Source organism: Neobacillus sp. SAB-20_R2A, from assembly GCF_049568635.1.
GTDB lineage: Bacteria > Bacillota > Bacilli > Bacillales > Cytobacillaceae > Neobacillus > Neobacillus citreus.
Genome location: NZ_CP145895.1, coordinates 382,905 through 395,639 on the forward strand (window position 1 = coordinate 382,905; position 12,735 = coordinate 395,639).

The window sequence follows — 12,735 nt, forward strand, 5'->3', positions numbered from 1 at the left end:
TCTGGTGTCAGGGATCAATTTAAGGAGAGTACAATGGAGTTAAATAAACGAATTGATGTGCTTGATTATTTGCGCGGTTTTGCTTTGTTGGGAATCATTCTAGTGAATATTGGACCGTTGCTGTCTGCTAAAACCCCCGCGCCTCACTCATTGGACGCATCCTACTGGCGGTTTTTATATTTATTCATAGAAGGCCGCTTTTACACCATTTTCACCTTTTTGTTTGGCGTCGGGTTCTATATTTTTATCACACGGGCGAAAGCAAAGGGTATGAACGGATATGTATTATTCCTGCGGCGGATTGCCATATTATTTGTCTTTGGCCTGATTCATGTACGGTTTCATCCTGGAGAGGCGTTAACCGTTTACGCTATCTGTGGATTTCTTCTTTTGCCTTTTTATAAGCTGACTAAAGTGGTGAACCTCATCATTGGATTTGGCTTGTTAGTCATAATTGGCATTTCCGCCATAAAAATTTTAATGGTCGTTCCGGTTATGCTGTTAGGGATTGCGGCAGGGCAGTTCGGTTTGTTTGAGGTTATATCCAAAAGGGTAAAGCCGGTTGCCGTTTTTACGGTGATTATGTTCGGGTTAAGTGTAATAGGACTGCTTTATCAATACCAATATGCCCCGGTTTTATCCGAGGGTGTATCATTTGGAAGAGAGCCATCGAGGTTTATTGATCTTGGCATAACAATAGGTCCGATTGTTTCGGCTTTTTATGCGGGTCTTGTAGTGCTGTTGCTGCAGATTCAGATTATCCAAAAGCTGCTGTCACCTTTAAAAAGCTACGGAAGGATGGCACTGACGAACTATCTATTGCAAACTGTGTTTATCTATCTGGCAGGCTATACCCTTAACCTGTTCGGAAGGGTTTCTTACATAGAAACTCTTTATATATGTCTGGCTATTTACGTTATTCAAATGACAGTTAGTGTCATTTGGCTGCGATTCTTCCAATACGGCCCGATCGAATGGATTTGGCGGGCAATCACATATACGAAGCTTCCGCCAATGCGACGCATGAAGATACCGGAGGCCTGACCCTCGGATCCCATTCTATGCCAAAGGACAGAGGAATTGGGCTTGGCCTAACTGTCAGCAACAAAATTATCCAAGAACACCATGGCACCAAGAAAACGAAAGTCATATCGGCATGGCAAAACAGTAAAAGTGGAATTGGAACATATTTAAAAAGGTGTCAGGCACCGCTCGTGGACAAATGGGCCATTTGTCCACCAAGGGTGGACACTTTTTTTGCTTACTTTAGCATTATTTTGTATAGCGATTGGCATAGCTTGAGGCGACGAAAGCATCAGGTTTTATTTTAGGTTCTACGCCCATAGATTCCATTCGCATGACCATTTCTTTAACAAACTCACTCGTTTTGTTTCGAATTCCCGCTCCGATGTCGATATGGCCCTCTATTGTAAAAGTAGCCCCTTGATAAACATTTGGCAGAACAATATTGATTAATTCATTTTTCTTTTCCTCTGTAAACAGGGAGACGACTTCCTCCGTTAATGATAATTCCAGTGAAATCCGCTCGTGCAGCTGAGTCATTTTTCTTGGAACAATCACCTTTTTTATACACGCCCATACGCCATTCCCCATATTTTGAATAACAATGCCGGTAATGAAAATGGTATGTGACCTGTGAACCTGAGAATCGGTTCCCACCATTAAGCGGTAATTCCCGCGTGGGTCACACTTCATAAATTCAGTTATTCGCTCGAAAACCTGTTCAAATGCCATTTTGCTCTCTTGAAGATTTTTAAATGTATGGCCTGCAGGCCTGGGATTTACCATCATGAATCCACCACATCTTTCCCTTCAATTCTTTGATGTTATTACTCTAGCTTATGGAGAAGTAAGGATTGGCGTGCAGCGATTGCAATGATTCTAGGGATGGGCTTTAGAGAATTTCAGATTTAATTTCCTTTATTTGCTCAATATGCCGCTGATCGTGCAAATAGACGTTTTCAATCCATTGGTAAAGAGGCAGATAACCAAAAAGAGGATGTTTAGCAGATTTCTCAGTTAGAACAGTTTTATCTTTTACCCCATCCATAACAGTCAGTAAATTTGCCCTTGATTCCTCCAGCAAATTGAGAATCTGCTGTAATTCGAAAGGGCCCATAGAAGGAGCGACGATACTCGGAGCATCTATTTTCTTCGTGCGGTCCAATAAATACAGTTGTAACGGTTTTGCATCTGCCTTTTGGCTTTTTTCAGATTTCATCCCATAAATAAGTCCGCTTGTAAAAGATTTTTCCGCTAAGTAAAGATGGTGGCAGACTTGGGCCACACTCCAGCTACTTTCTCCAGGTGATTTATTGAAACCATCAAAACCGAGATTTTGTATCTCGTTAATCAATTGCGAGCGAGCCTCCGCCAGCCTTTCACGAAGTACCTCCAATTCAACCATAACCATTCCCCCTAAATTGGACTAACAAAATATGTCCCACTATGTTTTATATTCGGCACTAAGCTAATTATTCCTTTTTATGACAAATAGAGGTTGGGTGTCCGCCTGCCTTAGATTATGACATTTCGCCTATTTACTAGAATGTGGACATGTACCGTTACCATTTTTTTAAAGTTTCATAATTTATTTAAAAAGTGATGAAAGGATGAGAGAATAATTGTTTGGTTATTCAATGGTTCAAATGGTGCGGACTCATGCACATAAACTGGACAGGCATTTGCGCGAAGAAGTTTTAAACCTGTACAAGCCGTTTACTTGGACACCGTGCTTTTTGCATAAACATTTCGAGGGATTCCTCAAATGGGGCCGCAAAATGTCCGTCATTATTGAATTTGAGGAAGGCTGTTTTGAAAAAGGCTGCCAGCAGGTATCCGAGGTGATGAAACAGCATGCCCGAAATGGCATGAAACGAAGTTTATCCAGTATGTCCTGCCATAGTGCAGATGTGACGCCAAATGGGTTAGAAGGGATCCTGTCAAGCTGCCATCATGTCAAAAAGGTTTATTTAAACAGGGAAGTAAAGGCGTTGCTTGATGTTGCTGTGCCTGCCGCTAATGCCAAAAATATCAAAAGAAATAACACTATACTTACAGGGGAAGGAGTAACAATCGCGATTATCGACACTGGCATTTATCCACACAAGGACTTAGGGGATAGAATTAAAGGCTTTGTTGACCTCGTCAATAATGAAACAGACCCTTATGATGATAATGGCCATGGCACGCACTGTGCCGGTGATGCGGCTGCCAATGGTCCCTATGCAGGACCAGCCCCAGGAGCTCATCTGATTGGCGTAAAGGTGTTGGATAAAATGGGCTCGGGTTCTTTGGATACCGTCATGGAAGGAGTGGATTGGTGCATTAAGTACAATGCCGGTAATCCGCCTGAAAAAATTGATATCATCAGCATGTCATTAGGCAGCACAGCTCAGCCGGGTGAAGATCTAATGGTTAAGGCCGTTGAAAGGGCCTGGGCAGCAGGGATTGTCGTGGTAGTGGCGGCTGGAAATGAAGGTCCGAATTATGGAACCATCGCAAGCCCTGGTATTAGTCAAAAAGTGATTACCGTTGGAGCTCTTGATGATAAGAATACAGTGGACCGTAGCGATGACGATGTGGCCAGCTTTTCAAGCAGAGGGGGAAAGGATGTTAAAGATGAGCTAAATAAGCCGGATATTTTAGCGCCTGGGGTGAACATTACATCCCTCCGTTCCCCTAATTCTTATCTAGACAAGCTGCAAAAATCAGCAAGGGTAGACAATGATTACTTTGTTTTATCAGGTACTTCCATGGCAACACCTATTTGTGCGGGTATATGTGCATTGATTAAACAACGCGTGCCTGGAGCAACACCGCAGCAAGTGAAAGACCTATTGAAGAATAACACAGATTTATGGAAGAACCGCGAAAACGCGATTTACGGCGAAGGCTACATTAATGCGGATAGATCAATACCGTAGTAAGCCAATAAAGCGGAATAGGGAGATATCTCATTAATTATGGTAGAAATCAGTTATTTTTGTTAACTTAAATCATATTTTGGTTGACAAATAACCACCCGCCCATTATTTTTAAATTATCAGATATCAGAATTTAATTTAGGGTGGGGAGAAAATGAGAAAGTTAAGAGCGCTGGATATCACGCTTGTCGGGATGTTCGTGGCCCTAATGGCGGTCGGGGCAAACATTACGACGATTGCACCATTTTTGCAGGTTGGCGGAGTGCCAATCACGCTGCAGACCTTTTTTGCTATTTTAGCAGGGTTAATTTTAGGAAGCCGATTGGGAGCCATTGCGATGATTGTTTACACCTTAGTTGGCATGATTGGAGTACCTGTTTTTGCCGGCTTTTTTGGAGGACTCGGGATCATCCTTCGACCAACCTTCGGCTTTATTATTTCTTATATTTTTGCAGCTTTTATCATTGGGAAAATCGTCGAAAAGAAAAAAAGCCTGCCTGCTTTTATTATAGCGGCTTTAATTGGAATGACGGTGAATTACCTGTTTGGAACCAACTGGATGTATTATGCCTACAAGCTTTGGGCTGCAGCGCCGGAAGGCTTCACCTATAAAATGGCCTGGTTATGGATGGTACCGCCGCTTCCGAAAGATATCATCCTGTCCGTATTTGCAGGCATCATGGCCCACCGTCTAGAAAAAACCGTCCTCTCTAAGGGTCAATTCAAAAACCTGAAGCGGGCATCCTAAGGTAGAAGACTAAGCGGACATCTTGAAATGTCCACCGCCCATGTGGACAAATGTCTTTTGTGGTGCCTGACACCAAAAATGGTACCACACCAAAACAAAGAAGCGGCAGTACCTATTGTTAGGTTACTGCCGCTTCTTTGTTTATAAGACCGTTTAGATAGGATACATGATTTTTTCCGAGCTGCTTGGATTCGAACATTAATTCGTCGGCAAGGATATAGGCTTTTTCCATTGATACATATTCATTAACCTTATAGTAGTAAAGTCCGAAAGATGCGGTATAAAAAATCAGAATGTTTTCCCCGTTGTATTCCGCACTTACTGACCCTTTTTCAATCCCATTGCGAATATCGTTAACCAAATCAACGGTTTGTTCGAAATTCCGATTTCGGAGGCAAAGTGTAAATTCCTCACCGCCGCTCCTAAACAGATAATCCTCCGGTCCAAGATAACTCTTTAATGTGGCGGCAAACTGCTGAATGACTTTATCACCCACAGCGTGGTTATAGCTGTCGTTTATTCCTTTGAATTTATCAATATCGGTTACGACAATCCCGATATTTTCATTAGATCGACTGAGCTCGGCCAATTTTTTGTCCATAAAGGTCCGGTTGAAGGCCCCTGTCAAAAAGTCTGTATAGGCCATTTGCTCGAATTGGTCACGCTCCAATTTCGTTTGAATGTTTTGCGATTTTAAATAGAAGGAATGGCTGACGATGTAATTCAAAATAAAGACAATGATTAACATTTCCCATTTTTGATCCTGAAGGAAATGGAAAAGAAGACCGTTTGATATGGCGACTTTCCCATAATCCAGCATGCTGATGTCTTTAAAAATAAAATCGATGGCCTTCTTAAAGGATATTTTTTCACCCAAAAATAGAAACAGGATGACCATCGTGGTACCGGAAAGGTAAGAGGTAATGCAAACAATTAGAAAGATTAGAATCCAATATCCAAAGGGAATGGGTTGAAAGCTTTCATGGAGGTAGTGAAATAACAGGTAGGCTGCCGAGTTAGTGATCACAAAGGTTCCAGTATTATAAAAGGCATCAAAAAACTCGGTCGGGTCTGCTGTTTTTGTCCATTTCCGATAAATATAAACAGAAAAACGGTAAATCGTCTCAAATATAAATAAGCCGAGCGGCCCGGCAAATAGGACAAAGGATAGGTCGTAGCTAATCCCATATTCAATATTGGTATTGCCATTTTTAAAGAACACCCGAAGGCGGAAGTAAAGAATGGAGAAGAACCAGTATACAATTAATATTATTAAAAAAATGGAATGGTCCACTAAAATACCGGAAGAACTTAAAGTTGCCAAAAGAGCAGCGGTAAATAAGGAAATCTCGTAAAGCTTGGCTTTATGCATGATTGTCAGTCCTTCCAATAGGTTTCAAAGAAGAGGCAATGAAATTGCCGATTTATTAACAAAGAATGATTATAGGCCAAGCAAATGGATAATCATATTTTACAAAATTTCTATTGTATAACCTACATTTTTTTAAAAAATATCCTGCCTCAATTTTAGGTGGGAAAATAAGTCATCATTCTTTTTTCATAGGTGGGATAATAAATTGAAGGGAAGAGATAATGTCTTAGTGTTGGGGGGAATTTATGAGGGACGAGAGGTTTATGAAAATGGCCGTTGATGTAGCGCTTGATAATGTACTCCGTTATGGCGGCGGTCCGTTTGGGGCGGTTATCGTGAAGAATGGCCAGATTATCAGTGTTGGCCGTAATCAGGTAACCGTGAAGAATGACCCGACCGCCCATGCTGAGATGCAGGCGATTAGGGCAGCCTGCAAGGTTTTAAATAGTTTCCAATTAACCGGCTGTGAACTATATACAAGCTGTGAGCCCTGCCCCATGTGTTTCGGCGCCATCTATTGGTCCAGATTAGAGAAGGTGTATTATTCCTGTACACATGAAGATGCCGCGAAAATCGGGTTCGACGACCAATTTATTTACGAACAGCTTGAAGTGCCTCCTGAAAAACGCACCATTCCTTTTATACGGCTTTTCACAAACAACACTTATCAGCCCTTCACTGCTTGGGTCAACAAACCAAACAAACAACAATACTAAAAACAAATGTCCACCTAGGGTGGACATTGTCTTTTTGCGGTGCCTGACACCGCTTTTTTATTTTGCACCTAATTTTTCGGAAATGCGCAGCCCGTATTCAATTACTTTTTCAATTAAAAGGCTTTTTCGTTCTTCCGTTACGTTGAGATCGACGTAGCCAATGCTGATGGCCCCAATCAGCTCATTTTGGTGGTTGAAAATCGGGGCGGCCACGGATGATGTGCCTGGTGTCCTCTCCCCATGGCTCTCCCCATAGCCCTGTTTCCTAATCTCCCGCAATAGTTTCAAAAATGCCTCTCGTTCATCCTCAGTTACTAACGAATAAACGTTGCTGATGGCTTCCTTTTGGGGCATATGGGCGAGCATTACTTTATTGGCTGCCCCGATGTTCAAAGGGATCCGGATTCCAAGCTGGTCATAAATACGGATAGGATTATTCGGGCAGTCAATCCTTTCTACAATCATAGACTCTAATCCGTTTGGTTTACTAAAATAAACGCTCTCTTCCACGATTTTCATTAACTTTTCCATTTCTGGACGGATGAGTCCCACAAAATCAAAGGTATCGTACATTTGCAGGCCGTACTCCAGCCAGGCATTCCCCATTGAATAGAATTTTGAATCGGAATCCTGTTGAATAAGACCGTGCTGCTTCATGGATTGCAAAAGCCGGTGAAGTGTACTGACAGGCAGTCCACATTCCTTCGATAATTCAGAAATGGCGAACCATCTTTTTGTATCACTTCCTGCAAGAACCTTAATAACCTGCATTGCTCGATCGATTGTTTGCATATAGCTATTCCCTGCCTTTATTAAACTACTGGAAGATACTGTATATATTCTGTAAATTCGAAAAATATTGACATGTAATTTCTAAGATTATAATATCATATTATAAGTTTTCCTGTCACAGGAAACGTATTCCACTATTCGGAAAACGGAGGAGATTTTTTGCTGACGTCCATGTATAAGAAGCTCAACAGAGTCATCGTCAAACATCCGAAAGACGCTTTTATCAGTCAAGAACATTTAGGCAGGGAGTGGAAAAAATTCAACTATATTAATGAACCGGATTTTCTAAAGGCTCAACATGAATATGAGCAGTTTATTGCCATCATCAAGGAGCATGTGGGAAATATTGAGTTTTTGCCTGTCTCGGAACGGGTTGGATTGGATTCACTCTATGCCCATGATCCCGTTAAATTTACGCCAAAGGGCGCCATCATTTTGAAATCAGGAAAAACATTGCGGCAGCCGGAGGCAGAGGTTTACAAAGATTTTTTACAAGAAAAAGAGATTCCGATAGTAGGAGAATTGACGGGCGAGGCAGTTGCCGACGGGGGAGACCTTGTCTGGCTTGATGACCGCACACTGTTAATCGGACGTGGCTACCGGACAAATGATGAAGCTATCCGGCAAATTAAAGAGATGGTCGCAGATCAAGTCGAAGAGGTAATCGTGGTGCAGCTCCCGCATGACCAAGGGGAGAACGAGTGTCTGCACCTAATGTCCATAATCAGTATCGTGGACAAAGATTTGTCAGTAGTCTATTCAAGATTGATGCCTGTGTTTCTCAGACAAATGCTGATTAAACGGGGCTTCCGGCTGGTTGAGGTACCCGAAGATGAGTACCTAAGACTTGGCTGCAACGTGCTCGCGCTGGCACCTCGGGTTTGTATGATGGTTTCTGGAAACCCCTTCACAAAACAGCAATTAATTGATGCCGGAGCAACTGTCTATGAATATGACGGAAACGAAATCTCTTATTTAGGGACTGGCGGCCCGACCTGCCTGACATGCCCAGTAGAACGAGAATAAGAAATTGGAGGATGAAAAAATGTTAAAAGATTCTGCGTTGAAATCAACAGAAGGAACAAAATTGTTCCATCATACAATTGTTAAAAGACCTGGAACGACTTACGTTAATGGCTTAACTACCTCAGACCTTGGCAAACCGATTTTGGAAAAAGCATTTGAGCAGCACGATGCTTATATTGAAGCACTTAAAAAGTGCGGCACTGAAGTAACTGTCCTGCCAAGCAATGACCAGTTTCCGGACTCCACCTTTGTGGAAGATACAGCTGTTTTAACCCCGGAATTTGCGGTTATTTCCAATCCGGGAGCTGAGGCAAGAAACGGAGAAATCCATGACATGGAGCCGGCCATCAAATCCTTCTACGATAAAATTTACTATATTAAAGCGCCAGGTACACTCGATGGCGGCGATATTTTACAAGCTGAAGACCATTTTTATATCGGAATTTCCGCCCGGACAAACCAGGAAGGCGCCGAGCAGCTGAAACTAATCTTAGAATCTGAAAACTATAAAGCTACCATTGTACCGCTTCAGAAGTTTTTCCATTTAAAAACCGGAATTGCTTATTTGGGAAATCAAACCATTGTGGCGGCTGGTGAATTTGTCGATCACCCTGATTTCAATTCTTACAAAAAAATTATTGTGCCTCCGGAAGAGGAGTATGCAGCGAACTGTATTCGCATAAACGACTACGTTATAATCCCGTCAGGCTATCCGCAAACTAAACAAAGTATTGAGGAAGCCGGCTATCAGACGATTGAGCTGGATACTTCGGAATTCAGGAAATTAGACGGCGGTTTGAGCTGCTTGTCACTAAGATTTTAAAAATTGTGTGTGAAGGAGTTTTGGAAGCAATGACACAGCTTAAGTGGGGAACACCGAAGGCTTTGAGGGAGCTGTTATGCGAAGTAGTAAGCTGGAAAAGTATGACGCTGACGGAGGGAGAGCGTGAGTTTCCTTCCAAGGTGGCGGCGAAGCTTAAAGGTTTGACATATTTTCAAGAAAATCCAGAACACTTGGGTCTTCATGATGCCGATCTGGGACGCCGCTTTGTAACCGCTTTATATAAACACCCGAGTGCCTTGGGTACGGTTGTATTGATTAGTCATTTTGATACGGTGAATACCGAAGAATACGGAGACCTTCAGGAGTATGCATACCAGCCAGAGGAATTAACGAGGCTTCTCCATTCTCGAATCGATGAATTGCCGGCAGAGGCCCGGGAAGATCTTTTATCAGGAGAGTACCTATTTGGCAGGGGCACGATGGATATGAAAATGGGTCTGGTCATGCATATGGGGCTGATTGAAAAAGCTTCGGTCGAGCAATGGCCGATTAATCTCTTGCTCCTGACGGTTCCGGATGAAGAAGTGAATTCTTCGGGAATGCGGGCAGCGGTTCCAAAATTATTGGAATTAAAGGAAAAGCATCAGCTAACCTTTAAGCTTTTCCTAAACGGTGAGCCGGTCTTTACCCAGGAGCCAGGTGACCGAAATTATTATGTGTACTCAGGTTCAATTGGCAAAATCATGCCATCCGCTTTATTTTACGGAAAAGAAACACATGTGGGGCAACCGCTCAGCGGCATTACGGCCCCGTATATCGCATCATTTTTAACACAGCGGATGGAGTGGAACTTAAGCTTGCAGGAAACGGTGATGGGAGAGAGGACGCCCCTTCCGGTGACACTGCAGCAAAAGGATTTGCGATCGGAGTACTCTGTTCAAACACCGTACCGTTCGGCAGCTTTATATAATGTATTTTTAATGCAGCGAAACGCCGAAGAAATTATGAATATGTTTGAAAAGGTGGCTACAGATGCAGCTAAAGCTTGCAACCAGGCCTATCATGAGATTTGCAAAGAGCAGACTGTCACTCCGGTAGGAGACGTCCGCGTGCTCCGTTACGAAGACTTGGAAAAGCATGCGGTTCGAAAATTTGGTGTTGAGTATGTTGCGGGAATCAAAGCTGCGATTCAGAAAAGGGAGGAATGGGACGACCGGGAAAAATCCTTCCGAATTGCGGATGCGTTAATCATTGAGTGCCAAGAACTCGCACCGGCGATTGTCCTCTTGTATGCACCGCCATATTATCCGGCAGTAAATTCATCAGAAAATGAATTAGTGAAAAAGTGTATTTCATACGTGAAGGAACGCGGTTTCGAAAAGTTTGGTCTGCCTGTCAACCAAGTCCATTATTTTAATGGAATCAGCGATTTAAGCTATGTCAATTACCAGGATGCCGGGGAGGGCTGGACCGTATTTAAAGAGAACACACCGGTTTGGGGAACAAGCTACAGCATCCCATTCGATGAAATGACCAAGCTCCATGCACCGGTTCTAAACGTCGGACCATTAGGCAAAGATGCCCACAAACGAACCGAACGCCTTCACATCAAAAACGCCTTCGAAGAAGTGCCAGCCCTCGTCGAAGGCATGGTCAAAATGCTGGCGGAGAAAAAGGTTCGCTGCTAGGAATTAATGAATGTTATTGGAATGGGTGTCAGGCACCGCGCGTGGACAAATGGGTGTTTTGTCCACGTGAGGTTGGACACCGCTAAAAAAGGGGGGGCAAAGATGGAACAAGAAGGTCAAAAGAACCAGTTAAGCAGGTCAATGAAACGGCGTCATTTGTTTATGCTTTCGTTAGGAGGTGTCATTGGTACCGGGTTATTTTTAAATGCGGGCTACACGATTAACCAGGCAGGAGCAGGCGGGGCGTTAATAGGGTATTTATTTGGCGGCCTTATTTTATATTTAGTAATGGTGTGCCTGGGAGAGCTTGCGGTCTATATGCCGGTTACAGGTTCCTTTCAAACATACGCCAGCAAATTTATTAATCCAGCAGCCGGTTTCTCGTTGGGCTGGATGTATTTCATTGGTTCCGCTACCACTGCGGGTGTGGAATTTACAGCTGCGGGGATCCTGATGCAGCGGTGGTTTCCGGGTGTTTCAGTGTGGATTTGGTGCGCCATTTTCATCGCCTTGTTATTTGTCCTTAATGCCCTGACCACAAGGGGCTTTGCTGAGGCCGAATATTGGTTTGCAGGTATTAAGGTCGTAGCCGTAATTTTCTTTATTATTATTGGGGCAGCGGCTATTTTTGGGATCATTCCGCTTGAAGACAGACCGGCACCATTTATGGAAAACCTCGCTCCCAAAGGGCTGTTTCCAGCAGGCTTGACAATTATTTTTGTCACCATGATGAATGTTATTTTTTCCTACCAAGGCTCAGAATTAATCGGCATTGCCGCCGGCGAAAGTGAAGAACCTCAGAAGAATATACCTCGTGCCATTCGAAATGTCCTTTTTAGAATTATCGTCTTTTATATCGCTTCTATTATTATCTTATCGGCTATTTTTCCAACGAAAGAACTTGGCCTGCTGGAAAGCCCGTTCGTAACGCTAATGGATATGGCGGGAATCCCATTTGCTCCTGATATTATGAACTTTGTTATTTTAACTGCAATTCTTTCGGTGGGGAACTCCTGTATTTATGCTTCCACCCGGCTGCTTTGGGCGATGGCGCATGACGATATGGCGCCAAAGTATTTTGGAAAATTATCGAAACGGAAAGTTCCGTTCGCAGCCCTTGTGTTTACGATGATTTTCTCATTATTGTCACTGCTTACAAGCGTGTTGGCGGCAGATACAGTGTTTGTGCTGCTCATGTCCATTGCTGGAATTTCTGTTACTATTTCGTGGATTGGGATCGCTCTGTCCCAGTTTATGTTCCGGCGAAAGTTCTTGCAAGCAGGCGGAAAATTGGAAGACCTGCAATTTAAGGTTCGCTACTATCCTCTAGTTCCGCTCGTTTGCATCATCTTCTGTGTATCCATATTAATATTCCTGGCCTTTGACCCAACCCAGTTGACCGGGCTCCTGATTGGACTAGGCTTCTTATTAATTTGTTATTTGTTCTATTACTTTAGAAATAAGAAGTTGGAGAAACTGAGCGCAACGAGTAACGATATAAATCCACTTTAAGAACATTCTATTAAACTGACTTGCTTCGCGGCAGGTCAGTTTTTTTTTTTAGCTAATAGGAAATTCAACTTCGCCTCTGTCTTCGTCCTATCGGACTAGCCAATCGGAGTTTCCATTTAAAAAATTTATTCGATTACACCGCTTCTGTAA

Annotated in this window: 12 protein-coding genes; 8 read left to right on the forward strand and 4 right to left on the reverse strand. The window is 43.0% G+C overall.

What is annotated here, in order from left to right; all coding sequences use genetic code 11:
* Positions 1 to 33: 33 nt before the first annotated feature.
* Complete coding sequence (locus V5M37_RS01990; RefSeq protein WP_423800518.1) at positions 34 to 1,044, forward strand: DUF418 domain-containing protein; 1,011 nt, start codon at positions 34 to 36, stop codon at positions 1,042 to 1,044.
* Between the two features lie 228 nt (positions 1,045 to 1,272).
* Here V5M37_RS01990 and V5M37_RS01995 read toward each other — a convergent pair whose 3' ends face one another.
* Complete coding sequence (locus tag V5M37_RS01995; protein ID WP_213147820.1) at positions 1,273 to 1,809, reverse strand: ribonuclease H-like YkuK family protein; 537 nt, start codon at positions 1,807 to 1,809, stop codon at positions 1,273 to 1,275.
* 106 nt (positions 1,810 to 1,915) lie between these two features.
* Positions 1,916 to 2,428: a DinB family protein gene (locus V5M37_RS02000; protein ID WP_423800519.1), complete on the reverse strand. Its 513-nt coding sequence runs from the start codon at positions 2,426 to 2,428 to the stop codon at positions 1,916 to 1,918.
* Between the two features lie 217 nt (positions 2,429 to 2,645).
* Between V5M37_RS02000 and V5M37_RS02005 the strand changes: the two genes are divergently transcribed.
* Entirely contained in the window at positions 2,646 to 3,947 is a 1,302-nt protein-coding gene (locus V5M37_RS02005) for a S8 family peptidase (RefSeq protein ID WP_423800520.1), read from the forward strand.
* A gap of 154 nt (positions 3,948 to 4,101) precedes the next feature.
* Positions 4,102 to 4,695, forward strand: a complete 594-nt coding sequence (locus V5M37_RS02010) for a biotin transporter BioY (protein ID WP_213147678.1) — start codon at positions 4,102 to 4,104, stop codon at positions 4,693 to 4,695.
* A gap of 118 nt (positions 4,696 to 4,813) precedes the next feature.
* On the opposite strand, the gene V5M37_RS02015 is transcribed toward V5M37_RS02010, so the two are convergent.
* Positions 4,814 to 6,067 (reverse strand): GGDEF domain-containing protein, encoded by a 1,254-nt coding sequence (locus V5M37_RS02015; protein ID WP_423800521.1) that lies wholly within the window; start codon positions 6,065 to 6,067, stop codon positions 4,814 to 4,816.
* 245 nt (positions 6,068 to 6,312) lie between these two features.
* Here V5M37_RS02015 and V5M37_RS02020 point away from each other — a divergent pair, with 245 nt between their 5' ends.
* Positions 6,313 to 6,783: a nucleoside deaminase gene (locus V5M37_RS02020; protein WP_423800522.1), complete on the forward strand. Its 471-nt coding sequence runs from the start codon at positions 6,313 to 6,315 to the stop codon at positions 6,781 to 6,783.
* A gap of 57 nt (positions 6,784 to 6,840) precedes the next feature.
* Here V5M37_RS02020 and V5M37_RS02025 read toward each other — a convergent pair whose 3' ends face one another.
* Positions 6,841 to 7,575, reverse strand: a complete 735-nt coding sequence (locus tag V5M37_RS02025) for an IclR family transcriptional regulator (RefSeq protein ID WP_423800523.1) — start codon at positions 7,573 to 7,575, stop codon at positions 6,841 to 6,843.
* A gap of 171 nt (positions 7,576 to 7,746) precedes the next feature.
* Between V5M37_RS02025 and V5M37_RS02030 the strand changes: the two genes are divergently transcribed.
* The 4 genes from V5M37_RS02030 (at position 7,747) to V5M37_RS02045 (ending at position 12,585) form a co-directional block, all read left to right on the forward strand.
* Positions 7,747 to 8,601, forward strand: coding sequence for a dimethylarginine dimethylaminohydrolase family protein (locus tag V5M37_RS02030; RefSeq protein ID WP_423802559.1), 855 nt, complete (start codon positions 7,747 to 7,749; stop codon positions 8,599 to 8,601).
* Between the two features lie 19 nt (positions 8,602 to 8,620).
* Positions 8,621 to 9,424, forward strand: a complete 804-nt coding sequence (locus V5M37_RS02035; RefSeq protein WP_423800524.1) for a dimethylarginine dimethylaminohydrolase family protein — start codon at positions 8,621 to 8,623, stop codon at positions 9,422 to 9,424.
* Positions 9,425 to 9,453: 29 nt separating this feature from the next.
* Complete coding sequence (locus V5M37_RS02040) at positions 9,454 to 11,073, forward strand: M20/M25/M40 family metallo-hydrolase (RefSeq protein WP_423800525.1); 1,620 nt, start codon at positions 9,454 to 9,456, stop codon at positions 11,071 to 11,073.
* 102 nt (positions 11,074 to 11,175) lie between these two features.
* On the forward strand, positions 11,176 to 12,585 hold the full coding sequence (locus V5M37_RS02045) for an amino acid permease (RefSeq protein WP_423800526.1): 1,410 nt from the start codon (positions 11,176 to 11,178) through the stop codon (positions 12,583 to 12,585).
* The last annotated feature ends 150 nt before the right edge of the window (positions 12,586 to 12,735 follow it).

Bases quoted from the DNA above. Each gene is read 5' to 3' on its own strand.
- V5M37_RS01990 (WP_423800518.1), top strand. From the start codon at position 34: ATGGAGTTAAATAAACGAATTGATGTGCTTGATTATTTGCGCGGTTTT.
- V5M37_RS01995 (WP_213147820.1), bottom strand. From the start codon at position 1,809: ATGGTAAATCCCAGGCCTGCAGGCCATACATTTAAAAATCTTCAAGAG.
- V5M37_RS02000 (WP_423800519.1), bottom strand. From the start codon at position 2,428: ATGGTTGAATTGGAGGTACTTCGTGAAAGGCTGGCGGAGGCTCGCTCG.
- V5M37_RS02010 (WP_213147678.1), top strand. From the start codon at position 4,102: ATGAGAAAGTTAAGAGCGCTGGATATCACGCTTGTCGGGATGTTCGTG.
- V5M37_RS02015 (WP_423800521.1), bottom strand. From the start codon at position 6,067: ATGCATAAAGCCAAGCTTTACGAGATTTCCTTATTTACCGCTGCTCTT.
- V5M37_RS02020 (WP_423800522.1), top strand. From the start codon at position 6,313: ATGAGGGACGAGAGGTTTATGAAAATGGCCGTTGATGTAGCGCTTGAT.
- V5M37_RS02025 (WP_423800523.1), bottom strand. From the start codon at position 7,575: ATGCAAACAATCGATCGAGCAATGCAGGTTATTAAGGTTCTTGCAGGA.
- V5M37_RS02030 (WP_423802559.1), top strand. From the start codon at position 7,747: ATGTATAAGAAGCTCAACAGAGTCATCGTCAAACATCCGAAAGACGCT.
- V5M37_RS02035 (WP_423800524.1), top strand. From the start codon at position 8,621: ATGTTAAAAGATTCTGCGTTGAAATCAACAGAAGGAACAAAATTGTTC.
- V5M37_RS02040 (WP_423800525.1), top strand. From the start codon at position 9,454: ATGACACAGCTTAAGTGGGGAACACCGAAGGCTTTGAGGGAGCTGTTA.
- V5M37_RS02045 (WP_423800526.1), top strand. From the start codon at position 11,176: ATGGAACAAGAAGGTCAAAAGAACCAGTTAAGCAGGTCAATGAAACGG.